General features: G+C 72.3%; 19 protein-coding genes. 5 read left to right on the top strand and 14 right to left on the bottom strand.

Going from position 1 to position 22,991, the window contains the following annotated elements:
- Window positions 1-26: 26 nt before the first annotated feature.
- The 5 genes from N8K70_RS00470 to N8K70_RS00450 form a co-directional block, all read right to left on the bottom strand.
- A complete protein-coding gene (locus N8K70_RS00470; protein ID WP_317139645.1) occupies window positions 27-1,094 on the bottom strand; it encodes a GNAT family N-acetyltransferase in 1,068 nt (355 codons plus the stop codon).
- Window positions 1,091-2,236 (bottom strand): LLM class flavin-dependent oxidoreductase, encoded by a 1,146-nt coding sequence (locus N8K70_RS00465; protein WP_317139644.1) that lies wholly within the window; start codon window positions 2,234-2,236, stop codon window positions 1,091-1,093. Before N8K70_RS00465 ends, N8K70_RS00470 begins: the two co-directional genes overlap by 4 nt.
- Window positions 2,237-2,303: 67 nt before the next feature.
- On the bottom strand, window positions 2,304-3,302 hold the full coding sequence (locus tag N8K70_RS00460) for an ABC transporter substrate-binding protein (RefSeq protein WP_317139643.1): 999 nt from the start codon (window positions 3,300-3,302) through the stop codon (window positions 2,304-2,306).
- 51 nt (window positions 3,303-3,353) lie between these two features.
- On the bottom strand, window positions 3,354-4,145 hold the full coding sequence (locus tag N8K70_RS00455) for an amino acid ABC transporter ATP-binding protein (protein ID WP_317139642.1): 792 nt from the start codon (window positions 4,143-4,145) through the stop codon (window positions 3,354-3,356).
- Window positions 4,142-5,137, bottom strand: a complete 996-nt coding sequence (locus N8K70_RS00450; protein WP_317139641.1) for an amino acid ABC transporter permease — start codon at window positions 5,135-5,137, stop codon at window positions 4,142-4,144. Before N8K70_RS00450 ends, N8K70_RS00455 begins: the two co-directional genes overlap by 4 nt.
- A gap of 176 nt (window positions 5,138-5,313) precedes the next feature.
- Between N8K70_RS00450 and N8K70_RS00445 the strand changes: the two genes are divergently transcribed.
- The gene (locus N8K70_RS00445) at window positions 5,314-6,327 is read left to right on the top strand and encodes an aldo/keto reductase (RefSeq protein ID WP_317139640.1); all 1,014 of its coding nucleotides are present in this window, start codon (window positions 5,314-5,316) and stop codon (window positions 6,325-6,327) included.
- A gap of 260 nt (window positions 6,328-6,587) precedes the next feature.
- Here the strand turns inward: N8K70_RS00445 and N8K70_RS00440 are convergent, their stop codons facing one another.
- Both N8K70_RS00440 and N8K70_RS00435 read right to left on the bottom strand, forming a co-directional pair.
- Window positions 6,588-7,913, bottom strand: coding sequence for an LLM class flavin-dependent oxidoreductase (locus N8K70_RS00440; protein WP_317139639.1), 1,326 nt, complete (start codon window positions 7,911-7,913; stop codon window positions 6,588-6,590).
- Window positions 7,910-8,974, bottom strand: a complete 1,065-nt coding sequence (locus N8K70_RS00435) for an LLM class flavin-dependent oxidoreductase (RefSeq protein ID WP_317139638.1) — start codon at window positions 8,972-8,974, stop codon at window positions 7,910-7,912. The genes N8K70_RS00440 and N8K70_RS00435 overlap by 4 nt, the downstream gene beginning before the upstream one ends.
- A 183-nt stretch (window positions 8,975-9,157) precedes the next feature.
- On the opposite strand from N8K70_RS00435, the gene N8K70_RS00430 reads away from it, so the two are divergent.
- Entirely contained in the window at window positions 9,158-9,706 is a 549-nt protein-coding gene (locus N8K70_RS00430; RefSeq protein ID WP_317139637.1) for a GNAT family N-acetyltransferase, read from the top strand.
- Here N8K70_RS00430 and N8K70_RS00425 read toward each other — a convergent pair.
- Together N8K70_RS00425 and N8K70_RS00420 are read right to left on the bottom strand one after the other, a co-directional pair.
- Window positions 9,673-10,719, bottom strand: coding sequence for a LacI family DNA-binding transcriptional regulator (locus N8K70_RS00425; RefSeq protein ID WP_317139636.1), 1,047 nt, complete (start codon window positions 10,717-10,719; stop codon window positions 9,673-9,675). The genes N8K70_RS00430 and N8K70_RS00425 overlap by 34 nt on opposite strands.
- Window positions 10,720-10,747: 28 nt before the next feature.
- Window positions 10,748-12,025 carry an MFS transporter gene (locus N8K70_RS00420; RefSeq protein ID WP_317139635.1) on the bottom strand — a complete coding sequence of 426 codons (1,278 nt, stop codon included), beginning with the start codon at window positions 12,023-12,025 and terminating at the stop codon, window positions 10,748-10,750.
- Between the two features lie 117 nt (window positions 12,026-12,142).
- Between N8K70_RS00420 and N8K70_RS00415 the strand changes: the two genes are divergently transcribed.
- The 3 genes from N8K70_RS00415 (at window position 12,143) to N8K70_RS00405 (ending at window position 17,012) form a co-directional block, all read left to right on the top strand.
- Entirely contained in the window at window positions 12,143-14,590 is a 2,448-nt protein-coding gene (locus N8K70_RS00415) for a family 78 glycoside hydrolase catalytic domain (RefSeq protein ID WP_317139634.1), read from the top strand.
- Window positions 14,591-14,703: 113 nt separating this feature from the next.
- On the top strand, window positions 14,704-15,741 hold the full coding sequence (locus N8K70_RS00410) for a PLP-dependent cysteine synthase family protein (RefSeq protein ID WP_317139633.1): 1,038 nt from the start codon (window positions 14,704-14,706) through the stop codon (window positions 15,739-15,741).
- Window positions 15,738-17,012, top strand: coding sequence for an O-acetylhomoserine aminocarboxypropyltransferase/cysteine synthase family protein (locus tag N8K70_RS00405; RefSeq protein ID WP_317139632.1), 1,275 nt, complete (start codon window positions 15,738-15,740; stop codon window positions 17,010-17,012). The genes N8K70_RS00410 and N8K70_RS00405 overlap by 4 nt, the downstream gene beginning before the upstream one ends.
- A gap of 19 nt (window positions 17,013-17,031) precedes the next feature.
- On the opposite strand, the gene N8K70_RS00400 is transcribed toward N8K70_RS00405, so the two are convergent.
- From N8K70_RS00400 to N8K70_RS00380, 5 genes are read right to left on the bottom strand one after another with little or no spacing between them, the layout of a single operon-like run.
- Complete coding sequence (locus tag N8K70_RS00400; RefSeq protein ID WP_317139631.1) at window positions 17,032-18,486, bottom strand: DUF4832 domain-containing protein; 1,455 nt, start codon at window positions 18,484-18,486, stop codon at window positions 17,032-17,034.
- Between the two features lie 53 nt (window positions 18,487-18,539).
- Complete coding sequence (locus N8K70_RS00395; protein WP_317139630.1) at window positions 18,540-19,421, bottom strand: carbohydrate ABC transporter permease; 882 nt, start codon at window positions 19,419-19,421, stop codon at window positions 18,540-18,542.
- Window positions 19,414-20,385, bottom strand: a complete 972-nt coding sequence (locus N8K70_RS00390) for a carbohydrate ABC transporter permease (RefSeq protein WP_317139629.1) — start codon at window positions 20,383-20,385, stop codon at window positions 19,414-19,416. Before N8K70_RS00390 ends, N8K70_RS00395 begins: the two co-directional genes overlap by 8 nt.
- A gap of 4 nt (window positions 20,386-20,389) precedes the next feature.
- A complete protein-coding gene (locus N8K70_RS00385; RefSeq protein ID WP_317139628.1) occupies window positions 20,390-21,691 on the bottom strand; it encodes an ABC transporter substrate-binding protein in 1,302 nt (433 codons plus the stop codon).
- A complete protein-coding gene (locus N8K70_RS00380; protein WP_317139627.1) occupies window positions 21,688-22,944 on the bottom strand; it encodes a Gfo/Idh/MocA family protein in 1,257 nt (418 codons plus the stop codon). The genes N8K70_RS00385 and N8K70_RS00380 overlap by 4 nt, the downstream gene beginning before the upstream one ends.
- Window positions 22,945-22,991: the final 47 nt, after the last annotated feature.

Raw genomic sequence — 22,991 nt, 5'->3', positions numbered from 1 at the left:
CCTTCTTGTGCGCCGTGTCGCGGCGCTCAGAGGGTCTTCTCGAACGTCCTCGAGAAATCGTGCTCGCGGTACGGCGAGTAGATCGGGATGGGCCTGTAGCCGAGCTTCTCGTAGAGGGCGACGGCGTCGTGCTGACGGTCGCCCGTCTGCAGGATGACCCGCGGGGCGCCGCGCTCGGCGCCGATGCGCTCGAGCTCGGCGAGGAGCGCCCGGCTCGCTCCCGTGCCGCGCGCCGACTCGCGGACGAAGACGCGCTTGACCTCCAGGTCCCGCGTGCCGTCGTGCTCGAGGTCGCGCAGCGCCCCGTGCCCCACCGCCTCGCCCGAGGGGGCCACGACGAGCACGACCGCGACGATCGTGTCGGGGTCGATCGAGAACGAGCGCCGCGAGCGCTCCGCCGCCTCGGCGTCGTCGTCCGGCCAGCGGTCGGCGTAGCGGGGGCCGACCTCCTCGTCCATCTCGGCCCGCAGCGACACGGCGCGCGGGTCGTCCCAGGTCGTCCGTTCGAGCGTCCACGCCGGCACCGCGGGCGCGACCGCGGGCTCGGGCCCGAGGTCGTAGCCGAAGGCGAGCAGCTCGATGAAGCGGCCGGGCTCCACCTCCGTCGCGCCCTCGCGCTCGTGCAGGCGTCGGAAGCCGAGCTTGGCATAGAGCGCGTGCGCACCCGTCATCTGCGGGCCGCTGTTCATCACGACGCGGTGGGAGCCGCGTCGGCGCGCGAGCTCGACGACGTGACGGGTGAGCGCCTCCCCGACGCCGCGGCCGCGCGCCTCGGGCGCCACCGCCAGCTGCCGGAAGTCGGTCTCTCCCGGCAGCGCGAGATCGGAGAGGCGCCGGTTGGGCCGCGCGACCCAGACGCTCCCGAGGATCGCGCCGTCCGCGTCGTCGACCGCGACCCACACCTCGCCGAGCCCGACGCGCCCCGCGACGTCCCGCAGCGATGCGTCGTAGCCGGCCGAGAGGAGCCCGTAGCTCGCACGGTAGGCCTCCGCCGTGACGCGACCGGCCTCCTCGTACTCCTCCGTGCGGACGAGGCGGATGGCCACGCCCGGCGCGACCCGCGGCCGGTCTGCGGAGGTCTCGGTCCCGCTCACGCGGCGGTCTCCTCGATGTCTTCCCGGCTCGCCCTCGCCGGTCCCCAGGCCTCCGCCAGCAGCGAGAACGAGCGGATGCGGTCGGCCGGGTCGTGCGTGACGGTCGTGACGAGCAGCTCGTCGGCGCCCGTCACCCGCTGCAGGGTCGCGAGACGGGAGGTCACCGTCTCAGGACTGCCGACGAGCTGCGTGTCGAGCCGGTCGCGCACGAGGCGCTCCTCGTCGGGCGAGAGCGGGGAGGCGAGGGCCTCGTCCGGCGCCGGGAACGCGACGGCGCCCTGACCGGCGCGGATGCTGTGCACCCATCGACCGTACCCCGCGGCGAGGCGACGGGCCTCGGCGTCGGTGTCGGCGACGACGACGTCCACCGACACGGTGACGTACGGCGTCTTCCGGCGTCCGGGACGGAACGCGGCGCGGTAGGCCTCGACCGCGTCGAGCACGGTTCCCGGGGCGACGTGATAGCTCGCGCCGAACGGGAGCCCGAGGGCGCCCGCGAGGCGCGCGCTCGGACCGTCGCTCGTCCCGTGGATCCAGACGTCGATGTCCTGCCCCTCGGCCGGAGTCGCGTGGACCGGGACGCCCTCGGGCGCACGGTAGGTCCCGGCGACGAGATCGAGGATGTCGTGGACGTCCTGCTCGAAGCGGTCGGCGTCGCCCGGGGAGCGCCGGAGCAGACGAGCCTGAGCGAGGAAGCGCGACGAGTCGACCGGGAACGGCCGCGGTGCGGGCAGGAGGAGCCCGTTGACCGTGCGCTCGGGGCGAGCCGGTGCGTCCGGGTCGGGCGGCGTCCTGCCCGAGCCCGAGCGCCCGATGCCGAGGTCGACCCTCCCGGGATGCAGCGCCGAGACGACTCCCGCCGCCTCGACGACCTGGAGGGGAGCGTAGTTGCCGACGATCGTGGCCGCCGTGCCGACGCGGATGGTCTCGGTCGCCGCGGCGACGAGCGGAAGCAGCACGTGCGGCGCCGCCCCGGAGATCCCCGGGTTGAGGTGGTGCTCGGCGAGCCAGAAGCGCGCGTATCCGAGCGCCTCGGCCCGTTGCGCGAGCTCGATCGTCGAGCGCAGTCCGTCAGCGGGCGTCTGCCCCGTGCCGAAGGCGGACAGGTCGAGGACGGAGAGGGGGACGCGGGGGTGGGACATCGGGCCTCGCTGGCTGGGGACGGGTGACACCCGCCCGCGTCCTGCGGACGCGGGCGGGCGGGGCTGGTCAGGACGCGGGAAGGCCGGGCGGGTTGATCTCGCTCGTCTCGACCGCCTCGGACTCGAGGCCCCAGAAGTCGAGCACCTCGGCGTACTGGCCGCCCTCGATGATGGCGTCGAGCGCGATCTGCACGGGCTCGACGAGGCCGTTGCCCTTCGCGGTCGCGGCCGCGATGTTGGCCGTCAGGGGCCATCCGCCCGGGATCAGCCCCACGACCTTCGTGTCGCCCGTCTCGACGGCGGACCACGCGGCGGTCGCGTTGGGGCCGAAGGTCGCGTCGATGCGACCCGACTGCAGGGCGAGCGTCGCTGCGGCGTTGTCGTCGTAGTAGACGAGCTCCGCGGGCTCGGAGCCCGCGGCCTCGAGCTCCTCGTTCCACGTGAGCAGCACCTGCTCCTGGTTCGTGCCCGATCCGACCTGGATCGTCAGCCCCGAGATGTCGGCGGCCTCCTCGATGCTCTCGATGTCGCTGTCGGCGCGCACGGCGAATCCGAGCAGGTCGACGCGGTACGAGGCGAAGTCGAACCTCTCCTTGCGCTCCTCCGTCACCGTGACGTTCGACGTGATGAGGTCGTACTTGCCCGACTCGATGCCCAGGGGCCAATCGGCCCACGCGACCTCGACGGGGTTGTACTCGAGGCCGAGGGCGTCGGCGATGAGCGCCCCGATGTTCGGCTCGGTGCCCGCGGGGAGGGTCTCGCCCTCGGGGATGTACCCGAGCGGCGGGAGGTAGGACGAGTGGGCGACCGTGAGCTTGCCCTCCTCGACCGGCTCGAAGCCGCTCTCCTCGAGCGCCGCGACGGCCGCGTCGACGGGCGCGTCGAGACGGACCCATTCGATCTCGTCGGTCGCGACGTTCGCCTCGGTCGCCTCCTCGGGGGAGGCCGCCTCCGCGACGTCGTCCGGCTGGTTGAGGGCGAACGCCGCGGCGATGCCTCCCGCGATCACGGCGACGACCGCGACGGCGGCGCCGATCGCGATCCCCTGCTTCTTGCTGATGGCCATTGCTGTGGGTTCTCTCTGGTTCGGGTGCGGATGTACGGGAGGGGAACGGCGTCAGCCGAGGACCTTGGCGAGGAACTCCTTCGTCCGCCGGTGCCGGGGCGCCACGAGCACCTGCGACGGCGGACCCTGCTCGACGACCGCCCCCTGATCGACGAAGACGACGCGATCGGCGACCTCTCGGGCGAAGCCGATCTCGTGCGTGACGATGACGAGCGTCGTTCCGAGCTGCGCGAGGTCGCGGATGACGTCCAGCACCTCGCCGACGAGCTCGGGGTCGAGAGCGCTCGTGGGCTCGTCGAAGAGGAGGACCTTGGGCTTGAGCGCGAGGGCCCGGGCGATGGCCACCCGCTGCTGCTGCCCGCCCGAGAGCTGACGCGGATAGTGCGCGGCCTTGTCGGCCAGGCCGACAAGGCCGAGCAGTCCGCGCGCGAGATCCCGCGCATCCGCCTTGTTCAGCCGCTCCGTCGCGATGGGCGCCTCCGCGACGTTCTCGAGGGCGGTGAGGTGCGGGAACAGGTTGAAGCTCTGGAAGACGATGCCGATCTGCGTGCGACGCTTCAGGATCTCCCGCTCGCGCAGCTCGTGCAGGCGGTCTCCGCGCTGCTCGTAGCCGATGAGCTGGCCGTCGACCGTCACCGAGCCCCGGTCGACGGACTCGAGGTGGTTGATCGTCCGCAGCAGCGTCGACTTGCCCGATCCGCTCGGGCCGAGGATCGCGACGACCTCCCCGGGGGCGATCGTCAGGTCGATGCCGCGGAGCACCTCGACGCCGCCGTAGCTCTTGTGGACGTCGTGGATCTCGACGAGGCCGCGCGTGGCGGCCTCGGGCTCGACCGCGGTCATCGGACGCCTCCGAGCTTCGTCTCGTCGTCTCCGAGCCGGTTCCACTGCACCCCGATCCAGCGGCGCGCCCGCTGCAACGGCGTGGGCGGCAGCACGCGCACGGCGCCGCGCGCGTAGTGGCGCTCGATGTAGAACTGCGCGATGCTCAGCACGGTGGTGACGATCGCGTACCAGACCACCGCGACGAGGAGCAGCGGGATGACCGCGCTGTTGCGGTTGTAGATGACCTGCACGGCGTAGAACAGCTCGGGCAGCGCGATGACGAAGACCACGGACGCGCCCTTCACGAGGCCGATGACCTCGTTCGTCGCGTTGGGGACGATCGAGCGCATCGCCTGCGGGAGGACGATGCGGAACAGCCGCTTGCCCGCGGGGATGCCCAGCGCCGACGCCGCCTCGATCTGCCCCTGGTCGACCGACAGCAGACCGCCTCGGATGATCTCGGCCGAGTAGGCGGCCTGATGGAGGCTCAGGCCGAGGACGGCCGCAGCCCACTGGCTGATGAGCGTCGTCGTGCTGAACTCGACGATCCAGAAGTCGTCGGTGAACGGCCATCCGAGCCCCAGGGTGGGATACAGATAGCCGAGGTTGTACCAGACGACGAGCTGCACGACGAGGGGCACGGAGCGGAAGAACCAGATGTACGCCCACGCCGCCGAGCTCAGCAGCGGGGACTTCGACAGCCGGCCGAGCGCGAGCACGGTTCCGAGCGTGAAGCCGATGACCGTGGAGAGCAGCGTCAGCCAGAGGGTGATGAGGACACCGCGGACCACGGGCTCGGAGAAGAAGTAGTGGGCGAAGACGTCCCACTCGTAGTTCTCGTTCGTGACGAGCGACCACGCGAACTGCGCGAGGGCGAACACGATGACGGCGCCGATCGTCCACCGCCACCAGTGCCGCGTGTGCACGACGCGGGCGTCGGCGAGATCGACGCCCGCGCGCGGTGTCTCCGCAGGCGGTGCGCTCGGCTCGCGCGAGACGGTGTCGGTCATCCTGTGCTCCTCGGGTGGGACGAGAGGAGGGATCCCGTCCTCTGTGATCCAGGACGGTAGGCGACCCCGTCTCGCCCTGTCCATCGCGCCCCACACAGGCGGCAACGAATCGATACGGGGCGTAACACGGCGGTCGGCGAGGCGAGCCCGCCCATCCATCCGGCTACCCTCTCCCTGTGAGCGCGACGTCGTCCCCGACCCCCGTCCTCGTCGACCTCGGCGCCGGTCTCCGCGTCCCGCCGCAGGGGTACGGCGGCATGTCGCTGAGCGACGTGTACGGGCCCGTCTCCGACGACGACGCCCTCCGCACGCTGACGCACGCGGTCGACGCGGGCGCGACGTTCGTCGACACCGCGAACATCTACGGCGAGGGCCGCAGCGAGCGGATCATCTCACGGCTGCTGACGACGCGACGCGATGAGGTGCAGCTCGCGACGAAGTTCGGCATCGTGCCCGGCGGGCGCATCGGCGAGCGCTCGGTGCGCGGCGATCGCGCCCACGTCCGCGAGCAGATCGAGCGGAGCCTGGGACGCCTCGGCACGGATCACGTCGACCTCTACTACCAGCACCGCGTCGACCCGTCGGTGCCGATCGAGGACACCGTGGGCGCGGTCGCCGAGCTCGTCGAAGAGGGCAAGGTGCGTCACATCGGCCTCTCGGAGCCGACCGGCGGGGAGCTGCGCCGCGCCGTCTCCGTCCATCCGATCGCCGCCGTGCAGAGCGAGTGGAGCATCGTGAGCCGCGACGTCGAGGCGTACGTCGTCCCCGCGGCTCGCGAGCTCGGCGTCGGCTTCGTGCCGTACTCTCCGCTCGGCCGCCAGTGGCTCACGGGGGCGTACGACCCCTCGGCCATCGCGGAGGGCGACGGCCGGCCGAAGTTCCCGCGGTTCGCGGACGACGCCATCGCGGCGAACCGTCCGCTCCTCGCCGAGGTGCTCGATGTCGCCGTGGAGGCCGGTCTGACACCGGCGCAGCTCGCGCTCGCGTGGCTCTACGACAAGGGACGGGCGTTCGGGCTGCCGGTCGTGCCCATCCCCGGCACCCGCTTCCCCGAGCGCGTCGACGAGAACCTCGCGGCCGTCGCCACGCAGCTCGCGCCCGAGCTCGTCGCGCGTCTCGACGCGATCGCCGATCGCGTCACAGGGCACCGATCGTTCGACCCGCTGTGGGTGTCGGCGGGTCGCGAGTAGGGGTTCCCCCGCCGCGGCTCAGACGTCGCCGTGGAGGACCGGGTCGATCGCGACGGCCGCGACGACCGCGATGAGCGGAACGACGACCAGCGTCTGCCAGATGACATCCCACATGATGACCTCGCTTCCGGGACGACGGGCGCGTCCCCTGGCATCCAGAGAAGCCGCCCTGCCGATGCGCACCATCGGATCCGCCGTTGAGCCGCCTGCACGATGCCTGTCCGTCTCGCAGAGAGCGCTCGGAATCCGCTGTGCTCCCGCTACGCGAACGATGCCGACGGCTCCCGCACGGCGGGAAGGCCGAGGTTCTCGCGCAGCGTCGTCCCCGCGTACTCGGTCGCGTACACCCCGCGCTCCTGCAGCTCGGGGACGAGCCCGTCGACGATGTCGTCGAGGCCGGACGGGACGAGGTACGGCGAGACGTTGAAGCCGTCCACGGCACCCGACTCGGCGTAGCGGACGAGCAGGTCGGCGACGGACGCGTACCCGCCCACGATCGACCGGCGGCTCGACTGCGCGATGACGAACTCGCGGATCGACAGCCCCTCCTCGGCGGCCTGCGCGCGCCACGCGTCGGCGGTCTCCTTCGCGGGCTTGCCCTGGAAGAGGGCGCCGCGCGTGCCGTCGGCCTCCTCCTGCACGGGGTCGACGTCGGGGAGCGGGCCGTCGGGGTCGTACTCGGACAGGTCGCGTCCCCACACCTGCTCGAGGAACTTCAGCGCCGTCTGCGGCGACACCTGGGCGTGCCGCACCCACTCGGCCTTCTCCTGCGCCTCGGCGTCCGTCTCGGCGAGGATGAACTCCTGGCCGGGGAAGAACTTCAGCTCGTCCTCGCCGCGGCCGTACGTGGGCAGACGGCGGCGGAGGTCGGCGGCGAACGCGATCGCGGCGTCGAGCCTGCCGTGCGCGGAGAAGATGACGTCGGCGTGCCGCGCGGCGAAGTCGCGGCCCGTGTCGGAGTCGCCGGCCTGGAAGACCACGGGCCTGCCCTGCGGGCTCGGGGGGAGCGTGCCCACCGACGAGAACGGGATGAGGTCGTCCGGCGTCTCGACGGGGCCGCCGACGCCTGCCGCCCACAGCCGCTTGGCCGCGGTCACGAACTCTGCGGCGCGGCGGTACCGGTCGGCGTGGTCGAGCCATCCGCCCCGCCGGAAGTTCGCACCCGTCCAGGCGTTGTCGGTCGTCACGACGTTCCACCCCGCGCGCCCCTCGCTGAGCAGGTCGAGCGACGCGAGCCGCCGGGCGAGGTCGTGCGGGTCGTTGTAGGTCGCGTTCTGCGTCGCGACGAGACCGATGCGCTCGGTCACCGCGGCGAGCGCGGCGAGCTGCGTCTGCGCGTCCGGGCGTCCGGCGACGTCGAGCTCGTGGACGCGCCCTCGGTGCTCGCGCAGACGCAGTCCCTCCCCGAGGAAGAACGCGGGGAACAGGCCACGCTCCGCCGTCTGGGCGATCTGACGGAACGAGGCGAAGTCGTGCTGCGAGCCGCTCCGCTCGTCCGACCAGATGGTGCCGAAGTTCACGCCCTGGAAGAAGACCCCGAACTGGATGGTCCGGGCGGGCGGGGTCGGGCTGGACGGCGCGCTCATGCGACGCTCCTCTCGTAGCGGTTCGCCGGCCTCCGCAGGCCGAGCGTCTCGCGCAGCGTCGCGCCCGCGACGGGCGAGCGGAAGGCCAGGCTCTCGCGCAGCGCGGGGATGACGGCGCGTCCGGCCTCGTCGAGGTCGGGGTCGAGGACGGCGGGATGCAGGCGCACGCCGTCGACGACGTGCGCCAGCCGGGCGATGAGCGCGGCGAGGCCGGCTGCGTCGCCGACGTGCCGCAGGCGGGGGCCGGGCTCCCACACGGCACGCGCGTCGAGCGCGGCCAGACGGTCGGATGCCGTCACGCCGCGTGAGTCGAGGAGGTACTCGATCTCGGCGAGGACGCGGCCCGCGCCCTCCTCGCGCGCGGCCGTGGCCCTGGCCGCGACACCGTCCTCGTCGGGCGCCGACACGAGCACGATGTCCACGTCGCCGGCATGGCCCGCCGCGACGACGAGCTGGCCCTGCGGCGGACGCGGGATGATCGACGGTCCCTTGACGGAGTACGACGCCCCCTCGAAGTCGGCGTAGTGCAGCCGGTCGGCGTCGAGATAGCGGCCCGTCGCGACGTCGCGGACGACGGCGTCGTCCTGCCACGAGTCCCACAGGCGACGGGCGACCTCGATCGCGTCGTCGGCCTCGCGGCGCACCTCCGCGGGGTCGTCGATCGCCGCCCTGCCGTACGCCGCGGCCTCGGACGCATCGCCCGCGGCGCGCACGATCCATCCCGCGCGTCCCTCCGAGGCGTAGTCGACGCTCGCCAGCTGGGTCGCGACGTGGAACGGCTCGGAGAACGCGACCGACACCACGGGGAGCAGCCCGATGCCGCTCGTGAGCGGCGCGACGTAGGCCGCGCGCTGCACGGCGTCGAGCCGCGCGACGGCGCCGTCGGGAAGAGGCGAGTCCTCGAAGGTCACGGCGGTGAAGCCGTGCCGCTCTGCGGCGAGCGCCGTCTCGGCCACGCGGCGCGCCGAGAGCGCGCGTGCGCCGTCCCCGGCCAGAGCGGCCGCGGGATGCGCCCCCTCGCCGTCGAGCTCGATGGCGACCGCGAAGGGCACCTGCGTCATGTCGTCGGATCCTCTCGTCCACGCCCGGTCACGGGGCGCGCGGGCGCGCATCCGGTTCGGGTACGGGGCAAATCTAGGAACTCCCGGCGGGCCGGCGCCCGAGTGTTACCCCGCGCGACGGCGCGTGACGCTCCGCGCGACCTCGGCGGGCGCACGCCGCCGGAGCCGCCTATCATCGGCGGGATGAGCTCCCCTGCGCAGACCGCGCTCTCCTTCGCCGTCCGCACGGCACGTGAGGACGAGCACGAGACGGTCGGAGAGGTGACCTACCTCGGCTTCGGCCACGGCGAGCCCGGCGCACGGCAGCCCGGCGAGGCACGCCTGCGCCTGCTGCGCGATGCGGCGGCCCGCGCCGAGGGCGGCGACCTGCTGGTCGCCGCGAACGCGTCGGACGGCCGCATCGTCGGCACGGCGAGCCTGCTGCGCGCCGACTCCGCCCTCATCCGCCAGTCGCGGGACGACGAGGCCGAGCTGCGGCTGCTCGCGGTGCTGCCCGAGGCGCGCCGCCGCGGCATCGGCGAGGCGCTCCTGCGCGAGTCCCTCGAGCGTGCACGCGCGTGGGGCTCCCCCGCGCTCGTCCTCGACACGGGACCGTGGAACGAGCGCTCGCAGCGTCTCTACCGGAAGCTCGGATTCGAGCGGCTCCCCGAGCGCGAGACCCTCCCGGCGTCGAACGGCGGCAACCTCGCGGTCTACCGCTACGACCTGCGGGCCGGGGGCGCGGCGACCTGAGCCGTGGTGGCGCGCGCGACGATCTCGATCGCGGGAGCGTCCCCGCCGTCGAGGTCGACGCCGAGGAATCGTTCCGCCACGCGGCGTCCCGAGAGCACTGAGTCGACGCGGACGGTCGACAGGGCGGGCGACATGAGCGCCGCGAAGGGGGTGTCGTCCACGCCGATCACCGACAGCGCGTCCGGCACACCGATGCCGCTGTCGAGCGCCGCGGCCAGGACCGAGGCCGCGACCACGTCGTCGAAGCAGCACACGCCGAGGCGCCGCGGCTCCCCCGCGTCGCTCCGGAGCAGAGCGATCTGCTCGCGCGCCTCCGCCCGCTCCCGGCCGACGACGACGGCCGCCATCTCCTCCCCCGTCCGTCTGCGGTACTCGCCCATCGCTCCACGCGCCCGGGCGCGGGCGATCGTCGTGCGCGGCGAGCCGGGGTGCGGAAGGGCATAGACCATCCGCATCGGGCCGGACTCGCTCAGATGTGCCACCTGCGCCCTGCCGATCTCCTCCTCCCACGGTCGACGCTCGTCGTCCACTGTCTGCTCCCCCCGGGATCCGAACGAGTGGTACTGGCGGCGCACGCCGCTCTTCTCCAAGGCCGGGCCGACCTCCGCTCCCACCGCCGCCAGCGAGAGCACCCCGAAGAGCCCGAGCTCGCCCGCGAGCGCGACGAGCGCCTCGTCCGAGGTGTAGTCGGTCGTCAGCGGGGTGTGCCCGGCATCCCTCAGGCGCTCCGAGATCGCGGCGATGAACGGCTCCGTGATGTAGCCGCTGAGGGCGGCGTCCTTCACGATCAGCACGATGTTGGAGTGCCCGCGGCGCAGCGCGACGGCCGCCGCGGAGCGCGTGTAGCCGAGCTCGGCCGCCGCCTCTCGAACCCGCTGCCGGGTGGCGGGAGGGATCGTCTGGTTCGGGGCGTCGTTCAGCACGTAGCTGACCGTGGCCCGCGAGACTCCGCTCAAGCGCGCGACATCGCTGACCGTCACACGGCGGCTGGGCTTCTCCGACCGCTCCCCCATAGACCCCAGTGTGCCATCGCGCGCGGGATCACCCGGCGTCGGCGAGCCTCGCGGTCTCCGTGACGACCTCTGCGGGGGCCTTCGGCAGACGCCGGATCCAGACGAAGCCCACCAGCGACGAGAACGCCACGCACGCCGTGAGGAGCACGAACAGCGCATGCGGGTCGGATGCGGCGATCGTCGGGATGAAGATCGCCGCGATGGCGGCGACCACGCGTGCGGCGGCGATCGTGGTGCCCTGCGCCGACGAGCGCAGAAGGGTCGGGTAGAGCTCCTGCGACCACACCTTGAACAGCGCCTCGCCGGCGAACGCCGCCCCGACGGAGAACGCGTAGGTCATGAACATGAGGGTCCACAGCTGCCCGCCGAAGAGCATCGGCACGCCGAAGGCGGCGATCTGGACGATCGCTCCCACGACGAACCAGGCGTAGCGTCCCCTGCCGTCGACGATGCGCATGAAGACGAAGCCGCTGATGAGGCCGAGCGGGATGTTCACGAGCTTGATCAGACCGAACGTCTGGATCGTCGTCCCCCCGAGCTCGACGAAGAGGAGGGCGGAGAACTGGCCCATCGTGTTGGAGGCGATGGTCCACGCCGCGTAGAACACGGCGGTCGCGACGAGGGCGGCGAGGAACGGCGCGCGCAGCAGACGGCGCAGAGAGCCGAGCGTGATCTCGTCCCCCGCCGTCCGCCTCCTCCTGTCGTCGGCCTTCGCGGCCGCCCACTCGGGCGACTCCGGCAGCGAGAGACGCGCGATCAGCACGGCGAGGGCGACGACTCCGACATGGACGAACATGATGCGCCCGCCCAGCTCGCCGAGCCCTCCGACGATCGCGCTCAGGCCGTTCGAGGCGGAGATCCCGACGAGCCAGAGGATGGCGGAGAACGCCACGAAGCGGCCCTTCGCACCGTCCGGCGCCTCCTCCGCGATCAACGCGAGCGAGACGGGGAGGTCGGCTCCGATCGCCAGGCCCGCGATGACCACGCCGAGGAAGAGCATCGGGATCGTCGCGGCGAACGCCATGAGCGCCATCGACGCGACGAGCGCGACGAGCGTCACGCTGTAGACGACCCTGCGCCCGAAGAGGTCTCCGAGCCGGCCTCCGAAGAGCGCGCCGGCCGCGAAGCTGAAGGTCAGGAGGGACGACAGCGCGCCGAACTGCAGATCGTCGATGCCGAGCACCGGCCGATAGAGCACGAGCGCGATGCCCGTGGAGATGAGCACGGCGGCATCGAGGTACGACGCCATGCCGGCGAGGAACGCGGTCTTCCAGGGACGACGTGCGGGTGTTGTCGTCGTTGTCATGGGTTCTCCTCATTGAGCGTGCGAGAATCGCGCTACTGGCACGATTAAGTAGATCGTGAGGCCTCCCCGCCGATTCGTCAAGTCGGGGCAGGATGGCGACGACGGATCGAGGACGATGTGACGGGACACGCATGGACGGCGCAATGGCTCGGAGCGGCGGGCGCGCAGAAGGCCGCCGCGACCGCCTCGGGGTCGGGGTTCGGCCGGACCCTCTTCCGGTCCACGCTCGATCTGACCTCCGACGTGCCGGCCTCGGCGACGGCGAGGGTCTCCGCCGATTCCGCCTACGTGCTCTACGTCAACGGGATCGAGGCGGCACGCGGCCCGCAGCGCGCGCAGCCCCGACGCAAGCGGCACGACGTCGTCGAGATCGCGCACCTGCTCCGCCCCGGCAGGAACGCCCTGGCCTGCATCGTGACGTTCTACGGCCGCTCGAACGCCGTGTGGCAGGCGGCGGTGCCCTCGGGGGCCCTGGGCCGGCGCGCGGCGCTGCTCTTCGACGGTCGCGTGGGCGACATCGAGCTCGGCAGTGCCCTGCGGTGGCGCGCGATCGAGTCGCCGGCGTGGACGGATCTCCCGCGCAGGCACCTGGAGGGCGTCGCCTCCGTCGTCCACGACGCGCGGCTCCTCGATCCGGGGTGGTGCTCCGAGGAACACGACGATTCCGCGTGGCCGCTCGCGGTGCCCGTCCCCGGCGGGCACCGGGGCAGGGCCGGCGCGGCCCGGCCCCCGATCGCGCCCTTCGGCCATGTGCCCGAGCGCACGGGGAAGCCGCTCGACGAGACCCGGCGCGTCCCCTCCGTCCGCTCGGTCGCGCTCGCCGCGGGAGCGGGGTCCGCCGGCGAGCGGAGCCACCCGGGCGACCTCGCCGACGCCGGGAGGCCGTTCGAGGACGGCGGGTCGGAGCAGACGACGATGACCGTCGCCCCCGGCCAGGCTCTCGTCGTGCGGGCCGACTTCGGACGGATCGTCTCCGGACTGCTGGAGTTCGACGTCGTCGCGCCGGAGGGGACCGTCGTGGACGTCGCCTTCCACGAACGCCTCGCAGAGGGCGACGGGGCTCTCTCCGAGCGAAGCGGCGAACGCTACATCGCCCGCGGCGCTCGAGACCGCTTCCGGCCCCTCGAGCGGCACGGGATGCGCGCGGCGACGATCCTCCTGCGACCTCCGGCGGCGTTCCGGGGCGAGCTCCAGGTGAACGGGATCGAGCTGCGGGAGCAGCTGCGCCCCTGGTCGGACGGCCCGTTCTTCCGCTCATCGGACGACGAGCTCGTGGCCCTGTGGCACGCAGGCGTCCGCACCGTGCACCTCAACACCCTGGACGGCTTCACCGACTGCCCCACGCGCGAGCAGCGCGCCTGGGTCGGCGACGGCGTCGTGCACAGCGCCGTCCATCTGGTGTCGAACGACGACTGGGGTGCCGTGCTCGACTACCTCGTGCTCTCGGCGTCGCCGCGGGAGGACGGCATCCTCCCCATGAGCGCGGCGGGCGACCTCGAGGCGGCGGACGGCGTGACGATCCCCTCGTGGTCCCTGCACTGGATCCACGCCCTCTGGGAGTACTTCATGCACGCCGGCACGGGCGACATCGCGGAGCTGCTGCCGACGGCGAGGGGAGTCCTCTCCTGGTTCGCGCGCCGGCTCAGCGGAGCCGGGGCCGTCACCGAGACCGGGGAGTGGGACCTCGTCGACTGGTCGAGCGTCTACGTGGCAGGGGAGTCCGCTGCGCTGACGGCGCTCTGGGGGCGCGCGCTGCGCGAGTACGCGAGCATGACCCGCGCTCTCGGGGACGCGGCGTCGGCCGACTGGGCGCAGACGAACGTCGCACGCGCGGAGCGGGCGTTCGAGCGGTTCTGGGACCCGCGACGACGCCTCTACGTCGACTACCTCGCGGAGGACGGGCTCGACGCGCCCACGTCGCAGGCCGTCAACGCGGCGGCGGTCGCGGCGGGGCTCGTGCCGCGGGAACGGATCGACGACCTCGTCACCCGGATCAGCGATCCGGGCCGCCTCGTCATCCGCACGATGTACGCGACCCCCGAGGGCCGCGTGGACGCCGGCAAGTGGGACGCCGTCTCCTCCGGCGCTCGGGTCGTCGACTGGGACCCGGAGAACGAGATCGTGCGCGCGGAGCCCTTCTTCTCCTCCGTCGTGCACGACGCCTATCTGGCGGCCGGCAGGCCGGATCTGGTGCGCCGCGCGGTACGCGACTGGTCGCGCTTCCTGTCCGACGGCTTCGACACCTTCGGCGAGACGTGGCTGTGGGGAACGCCGTGCCACGGCTGGAGCGCGACGCCGACGAAGGACATCACCCGCAGCGTGCTCGGGGTGCAGCCGATCGCGCCGGGCTATGAACGCGCGCGCGTCGCACCTCGCCCCGGCGACGTCCTCACCGTGACCGGGGCGGTGCCGACGCCGCACGGACTCATCCGCGTCGACGTGGCGGACGGCGTCGCGACGATCGACACCCCCGTTCCCGCGCTCTTCGATCCGGTGGACGGGAGCCCGGTGCCGCTGGAGGCGGGACGCCACCGCGTGCGGCTGGCCGACGGGTCGGCTTCGTGACCCCGGCCACGGGCCGGTGCGCGCCACCTCCCGGCATGCACGATCGTGACGCCCCGTTTCCGTGCATGACGCCACGCCTCCCGCCGACGGGCCGCACGCCATAGCGTGCCCTCATGACCGCGCTGCCTCCCGCCTTCCCCGACCCCTCGCTCGCCCGCGTGTACGGCGACGCCTTCGAGCTCGTGGGCAACACCCCGCTCGTCCGCGTGAACCGCATCGCCGCGGGGCTCCCGGCCGAGGTGTACGTCAAGCTCGACCAGCACAACCTGGGCGGATCGAGCAAGGACCGCATCGGCATCAACATCGTGCGCGAGGCGATCGCCTCGGGCGACCTCAAGCCGGGCGACCGCATCATCGACTTCGGCGCCGGCAACACGGCCATCGGCTATGCGCTCGCCGGCATCGCGACGGGGCATCCCGTCACGGCGGTCGCCGCTCCCACGCTCTCGCCCGCCAAGGCCTCGCTCCTGCGCCTGCTCGGCGCGGACATCGTCCCCGGCCGCCCGGACGTGCCCAAGGACGACCCCGAGCACTGGGGCGTCATCGCGGCGCGGTACGAGAACGAGGACCCCGGCACGTGGTGGGCGCGCCAGGAGTCGAACGACACCAATCCCGCCGCGCACGCGCTCTCGACGGGGCCCGAGATCTGGGAGCAGACGGACGGCCGCGTCACGCACTTCGTCGCGGCGCTCGCGACGGGCGGCACGGCGACCGGAACCGGCCGCTACCTGAAGGGCCGCAACCCCGAGGTGACCGTGATCGGGACGGCGTTCGACGACACCCCCGTCGGCCGCGGAGAGAACAACCTCGCCCGTGCCGTCGCCGGCGAGGACGGCCTGGAGGAGGACTGGTCGCCGAACATCGACGTCCAGGTGCTCGACCGGCTCGAGCTCCGCGAGAAGGCGGAGATCATCGCCTTCGGATGGCACGTGGCGCGCACCGAGGGCCTCGTGCTCGGGCCGAGCTCCATCCTCAGCCTGCAGGTCGCCCTCGAGCTCGCGGCGCAGGCGCCGGAGGGCTCGGTCGTCGTGTCGTTCTCCGCCGACAGCGGCCGCGACTACCTGCAGCGCGAGTACGACCCCGCCTGGCTGCGCGAGAACGAGCTCGGCCACGTCGCCGACCGCGTCGCCCCGGTGGGCGAGCCCGTATGACCTGGGGGTTCGAGACCCGTCAGATCCACGCCGGCGAGGTCGTCGACGCGCAGGCCGGGGCGCGGATCACGCCCGTCTACCAGACGGCCGGGTACGTCTTCGACGACTTCGAGGACGCGGTCGGCCGCTTCGCGGAGAAGGGCGAGCGCCTCGTGTACTCGCGCCACGCGAACCCCACGAACGTCGTCGCGGAGCGTCGCATCGCCGATCTCGAGGGAGGGGCGGGGGCCCTGCTCACCGGAAGCGGGCAGGCGGCGATCTTCACGACGATCTACAGCCTCGCGAGCGCCGGCGATCACATCCTCGCCACGTCGAGCCTGTACGAGGGCACCAAGCAGCTCTTCCGCGGCAACCTCGCCCGGCAGGGGCTCGTGTTCGACTTCCTCGACGCGGAGGCGCCCGACGCGGAATGGCTGGCGCGCATCACACCGCGGACGAAGGCGATCTTCACCGAGAGCATCCCGAACCCGAAGAACGACATCCCCGACGTCGACCGGCTCGGCGGGATCGCCCGCCGAGCCGGCGTGCCGCTCGTCGTCGACAACACGGTCGCCACCCCGTACCTGTTCCGGCCGATCGAGCACGGCGCCGACATCGTCATCCACTCCACGTCGAAGTGGCTGGGAGGCCACGGCGCGGTGATCGGCGGGGTCGTCGTGGACTCGGGGCGCTTCGACTGGCGGGCGCAGGCGGATCGCTACCCGCAGCTCACCCGCTCGCCGCGACCGGGCGTGCCGAGCTTCGCCGAGAAGTTCGGCACGGGCGCGTTCCTGCCCTTCGCGGTCACGCTCGCGAACGACTACGGGCCGACCCTGCCGGCCACGAGCGCCTTCCTCCTGCTGCTGGGGATCGACACCCTCTCGCTGCGCGTCGAGCGGCACGTCGCCAACGCGCAGCGCATTGCCGAGTGGCTCGACGCGCATCCCGCCGTGCGGAGCGTCGACTACGCGGGCCTTCCCGGCAACGCGTACCACGAGCGCGCACGGCGCCTGCTCCCGCTCGGGGCCGGATCCGTGCTCGCCTTCGAGGTGCGCGGGGGACGGGAAGGGGCCCGGACGGTCATCGACGCGCTCGAGCTCGTGACGCGGATGACGCACATCGGCGACGTGCGCACCCTCGCCATCCACACCGGCAGCACCATCCACAGCAAGCTGTCGGAGGAGGAACGCGTCTCCCTCGGGATCGCCCCGGGACTCATCCGGCTCTCGGTCGGGCTCGAGACGCCCGACGACGTGATCGCCGACCTCGACCAGGCGCTCGCGCGGATCTGAGGCCGGCCATCCGCCGTCCTCAGCCGCGCGACGCGGCCACCGTGACCGACCCGTCGAGCACGTTCACGCCGCGCACCGCATCCCACGTCCCGACGTTGGCCGTGCGGATCGCGAACCGCGGGTCGTCCTGCGTGCCCGCATCGGGCGACGACAGCGCGAGCGCGAGCGCGTAGGTCCCCGGCCCGACGTCCTCCAGCGCGGCCGAGATCGTCGTCGACGTGCCGGGCTCCCACGCACGGGCATCGGCCCCGAACGGAACCTCCGTCGGCGCTCCGTCCGCGCCCGTGAGCACGAGGGTCGCCGGTCGCGGCGTGTACGGCGACGCCCATCCGTCGTTGCGCACGGTCACCGTCACGGTGGGGACGCCTTCGGCGTCCGTGCCGACCGTGCTCGACTCGAGCACGAACCGGTAGCCGAGCCGGGCGGCCGTCTCGGCGATGCCCGACGCTCCCCACGAGTTCAGGACGTCCTGGTTGTAGTCCCGGTTGAGGTAGCTGTAGTGGTAGCGGGCCAGCTCCGCGGAGGCGCTCTCCCACTCCGAGCGGGGCGGGTTCACGGCGCACGTCTCGCCGCCCACGGGCACGTACCGGCTCTCCGCCTCGAGGTACTCCTGGTCGAGCGTGATCGGGTCGGAGAGGAACGTGCCGAAGTCGTCGGGGGATGCGAGCAGGCAGTCGTTGTGGTGCCCCATGCGCGCGATGGGGGCGTCGGCCCACGCCTCGGCCGCCGTCACCGCGCCGGACGCGCCCGACGGCACGCCCAGGAGCTTCTGCTTCGAGAGCATCGTGCGCACCTGCACCGACCGGTCGGCGGGCAGCTCGTCCAGGAGCGCCTGCGTCACGGCGGATCTGTTCGCCCAGTCGGCCTCGGTGACGACGCCCGGGTCCGCCGGGTCCGCGACGAAGTGATCCGTGTAGTAGGCCTCGCCCCACAGCCCGATGAAGCCGTTCTGCACGACCGGGATGACGTCGGCGTTGGCGCGCAGCACGGGGCCGAGCTGCGCGATGTGGGAGAGCACGACGTCGAGCGGCGCGTCGCCGTACGGCGGCTCGTACGGCCACGCGCCGCCCTGCGCGTAGGCGAACCTCGTGATGACGGAGACGCCGGCGGCGCGCGCCGTGTCGTAGTCGGCCTGCACGAGGTCGAGGAACGCCTGGTCGAGCTGAGGCGTGCCGGCGAACTTCTCGAGGTAGAACACCCGCAGGATCTGCGTGATGCCCTCGTCGCGGTAGCCGGCGAGCGTGGAGGCGTCGAGCGGGGTGTAGCCCGAGCCGTCGGCACGGTAGTGGGTCTCGGTGTGGTGGTAGAACCCGCGCTGCGGGTTCGGGATGTTCTCGTCGCTCGCCTCGTAGGTCGAGGTCGTCTCGACTGTCGCGGCGGCGGCGGGCATGGTGCCGGCGATCAGCGCGCCGGCGGCGAGCGCGGCCACGAGTCCCGCGGTGAGACGTCGGGGGGCGACGTGCATGGTCTCCATGATGTTCCCTTCGACATGTCTGCCGGTCCGCCCGGTGGCGGCCCGGGTCCTGCTCACTTGAGCCCGCTCGAGGCCAGGCCCTCGATGACCCGGCGCTGCAGCAGCACGAAGAGGACGAGCACCGGCGCCATGGCCAGCAGGCTCGCCGCCATCACGAGCGGGTAGTCCGTCGTGCGGTCGCCGATGAGCGTCGCGAGGCCCGCCGAGAGCGGCATGCGGTCGCCGTACGTCGTCACGACGAGCGGCCAGAGCAGCTCGTTCCACGACCAGAGCACCGTCGTGATCGCGAGCACGCTGATCGTGGGCCTCGCCAGCGGGAGCATGACCTTCCAGAACACCTGCAGCGGGTTGGCGCCGTCCAGGCGCGCGGCCTCCTCCAGCTCGGCGGGCATCGCGAGGAACGCGGTGCGCATGAGGAACGTGCCGAAGGCGCTGAACAGTCCCGGCAGGACGAGCCCGCCGACGCTGTCGAGCAGGCCCAGCCCCTGGATGATCTGGTACTGCGACAGCAGGTACACCTGCGAGGGCACCATGAGGATCGAGAGGACGACCGCGAGGAGCGCCCCGCGCCCTCGGAAGCGCATGCGGGCGAACGCGTAGCCCGCGAGCGTGCAGAAGAGGATCTGCGCGAGCGTGCGGATGACGGTGACGAGCACGGAGTTGCCGAGCTGCTCGAGGAACGGCAGCCGCTCGAACACGCGTGCGTAGGTGCCCCACTGCGCCTCGGCGGGCCAGAACACCGGCGTGACGCTCTGCACCTCGGCGTTCGTCGAGAGCGACATGACGAGCTGCCAGAGGAACGGGAACGCCATGACGAGCCCGCCGACCCCCAGCACGATGTGGGCGAACGCGTACGACCCGCCGCGACGGGGCCGGCCGGGTCCCGCGCGCCGCGGGGGGAGGGACACGAGGGCCGCCGTCGCCTGCTCAGTCACTCTGCACCCACCGCTTCTGGAGCCGGAACTGGATCGCGGTCGCGATGCCGATGACGAGGAACACGAACATCGCGATGGCGGCGGCGTATCCCCTGTCGTTGTTGACGAACCCCTCGCGGTAGAAGAAGTAGACGAGGGACATGCTGCGCGTCAGCACGGGATTGCTGCTGCCGAGGATCGCGTAGAGGAGATCGAACAGCTGGAAGCCGGCGATCACCGTGACGATCGTGACGAAGAAGACGCTCGGGGTGAGCAGGGGCACGGTGACCGAGCGGAACTGACGCCACCGAGAGGCGCCGTCGAGCTCGGCGGCCTCGTAGAGCTCCGGCGGGATGTTCTTGAGCCCCGCCGCGAGCACGATCATGCTGAAGCCGAGCGACGACCACAGGCCCACGATCGCGACGGCGACCGTGGCCGCGCCGGGCGTCGATATCCAGTACGGCCCGTCGACCCCGAACAGCGCGAGCGCATGGTTGACGAGCCCGAAGTCGCCGTTGAAGATGACGCGCCAGACCATCGCGATCGCCGTCGGCATCGCCACGTACGGCAGGAAGAACAGCACCCGGTAGAAGGCGGCGAGGCGAAGCCCCGGCAGGTTGAGCAGGCTCGCGAGGCCCACCGCGATCGGGATGCCGATGAGCACGATCGCCGTGTAGAGGAGGGTGTTGCCGAGCGACACGTACAGCTCGGGGTCCTGGAACATCTCCACGTAGTTCGCGAGCCCCGCGAACGCGGAGCCGCCGAACGGCCCGGTCTCGGTCAGCGAGTACCACGCGGTCTGCACGATGGGCCACAGATAGAACACGCCGATGCCGGCTACGAGGGGCCCGACGAAGAGCCACGGCCACAGTCCGTCCGGGGACGTCCTGCGGCGCGGGCGCCGCGGGGCTCCGGACGCGGCCGGCACCGGGCCGCCCCGGGAGGGCGCCCCCGGCGGGGCGGGTCGGTCGGAGACGGTCGTCATGCGCTCACTCCTCGGCGAGAGCCGCGTCCATCCGCGTCGCGAGGTCCTCCGCGACGTCCGCGACGGGCCGCTCGCCCGAGAACGCCTGCGGCAGCAGCTCCGTCTCCGCAGCGTTCCACGCGGCCGAGTTGAGGCTCACCGGAAGGGGCTGGGCGTACTCCACGGCGTCGAGGAAGGTCTCCAGGCCGGCGGCCGGCATCGACGCCGCGAACGCGTCCTGCGTGCCGTCGAAGGCGGGGATGATCGCGCCCGCGTCGCCCTGCTGCCGCTGGGCCTCCTCCCCGGCGAGGAACGCCTGCAGCGCCTGCGCGGCCTGCTTCTCGCCGGAGGAGGCGGAGACCGCGTTGGCGACGCCGTGGATGACGGTCGCCTGCTCCTCGCCCACGGGCAGCGGGAGCACTCGGATGTCGTCTGCGAAGGCGCTGTCGACGAGGGCCGAGCGGAACCAGCTCCCGCCCCAGTACATCGCGAGCTTGCCCGACGTGAACCACTGGTCGGCGGTCGTGTCGGTGAGCTGCGAGATCGAGGGGGAGCCGCCCGAGGCGATGAGGTCGGTCCAGAACTGGATGCCCGCCTCGGACTCGGGGGTCGCGTAGCCGGACACGTCGCCGTCGACGACCGTGCCGCCGGCCTGGAAGACGGTGTTGTAGTAGGTCGTCTGGCCGTCCATGCCGCCTGCGGCGCCGTAGGCGCCCTGGTCGGCGAGCGCCTCCGAGAGCTCTGCGGCGGTCTCCTGGAACTCGTCCCAGGTCCAGTCGCCCTCGGGGAGCGCGACGCCCGCCTCCTCGAAGAGGCCGGCGTTGGCCCAGATCCCGATGGTGTCGAAGTCCTTCGGCACCCCGTACGACACCTCGTCGATCGTGTAGAGGTCGACGAGGGACTCCGGATAGTCCGCCGGATCGATGTCGCCCGCCTCGACCGCGCCGGTGATCGGCTCGATCTTGTCGTTCGACGCGTAGAGCCCGACGTTCGGGCCGTTCATCCAGAACACGTCGGGGAGGGTGTCGCTGGAGGCCTGCGTCTGCAGTTTCGTCCAGTACTCGGAGAAGGGCGTGACGTTCACCGTCACCTCGATGTCCGGATACAGCTCGTTGAAGGCGGCGATGTTCTCCTGGATCGCGGGGACCTGGTTCTGGTCCCAGACGCCGTAGGTGATCGAGGCGGACAGGTCCGCGTCGGGCGCTTCGTACGCGCCGGACGCGCCGTCGCCCTGGTCGGACGCGCACGCGCCGAGCACGAGCGAGAGCCCGGCGAGGGCGGCCGGCGGCGCTGTGCGGCGCAGGCGGGACGGAGAGGACGGGCTCATCGGGTGCTCCTTGCGGTCGAGTCGGGGACGGGGGGAGAGGCCGGGGCGGAGAAGTGGGCGAGCACGTGCGCGGGCGGGTCCGGGATGGCGCGCGGTCGTGATCCGTCGCGGAGCGAGGCCGCGGCGAGGGCTCCCGCGGCGACCGCCTCCCGGGCGGCGATGGGGGACACCACTGTCGGCGTCCCGTCCACGACGTGGTCGAGGAACTCGGTCATCGTGAGCAGATCGGCGTCGGCGTGACCGCTTGCGACGCCTTCGATCGGGTACTCCGCGTCGCCGTCGACCTGCCACTCGTGCCGCCGGTTCCAGACCTTGACGACGCCTCCGGCGGTGTCGCCGACGTTCTCGAGTCGGCCCTCGGTGCCGATGACGGTGTAGTTGCGCCAGTAGTCAGGGGTGAAATGGCACTGCTGGTAGCTGGCGAGGACGCCGTTGTCGAGCGTCATGAGCATCATCGAGACGTCCTCGACGTCGACGACGGGGTTGAGCCCGGTGTGGGATGCCGGAGGCCAGTTGTCGAAGGAGAACCAGTCGGGCATCGACTCCCCCGCGCGCTCGCGGCGATCCGAGATCGCGCCGTAGAGCATGAGCTCGCCCATGCCGACGACGCGCCGGGTGTATCCGGAGGCGAGATAGTGGACGACGTCGATGTCGTGACTCGCCTTCTGCAGCAGCAGCGAGTTCGTCCGCGACCGATCCGCGTGCCAGTCCTTGAAGTAGTAGTCCGCGCCGTTGCCGACGAAGTGGCGCACCCAGACGGCCTTGACCTCTCCGATCTCACCGCGGTCGATCACGGCGCGCATGGTCCGGACGACGGCGGAGTGCCGGAAGTTGTGGCCGACGTACAGCGGCGTCCGCGTCTCGGCCGCGGTCGCGAGCACGCGGTCGGCGCCCTCGACGGTGATCGCGAGGGGCTTCTCGAGATACACCGCGACGCCCGCCCGCAGGAGGGCGACGGCGATCTCCTCGTGCGTGTCGTCGGGGGTGAGGACGATCGCGGCGTCCGCGGCCCCCGCCGTGATCAGGTCGTCGACGCTCGCGAACGCCGCGGCGCCGGGGTGCGCCGCACGCGCGCGCTCGAGGCCGCGGGGCGAGGTGTCCGCCACCGCCGCGACGCGCGCCCCGTCACGCGCCCGTTCGACGTGCGCCGCGATCGGAGACCGGGCGCCGAAGCCGACGACGGCCACCCGGAGATCGCTGCCGCGGGAGCGGGCGTCGTCGGTCACCACGGGAGAGGACGCTTCGTCGCGCATGCCATCATCATCGCGCATCTGCACGAAAATGTCACTAACAGGTCTGA

The organism is Microbacterium sp. AB (assembly GCF_032878875.1).
In the GTDB taxonomy this organism is placed as follows: Bacteria; Actinomycetota; Actinomycetes; order Actinomycetales; family Microbacteriaceae; genus Microbacterium; species Microbacterium betulae.
Note: the sequence above shows the minus strand (reverse complement) of the source record. Positions and strands in the feature narration are given on the sequence as shown.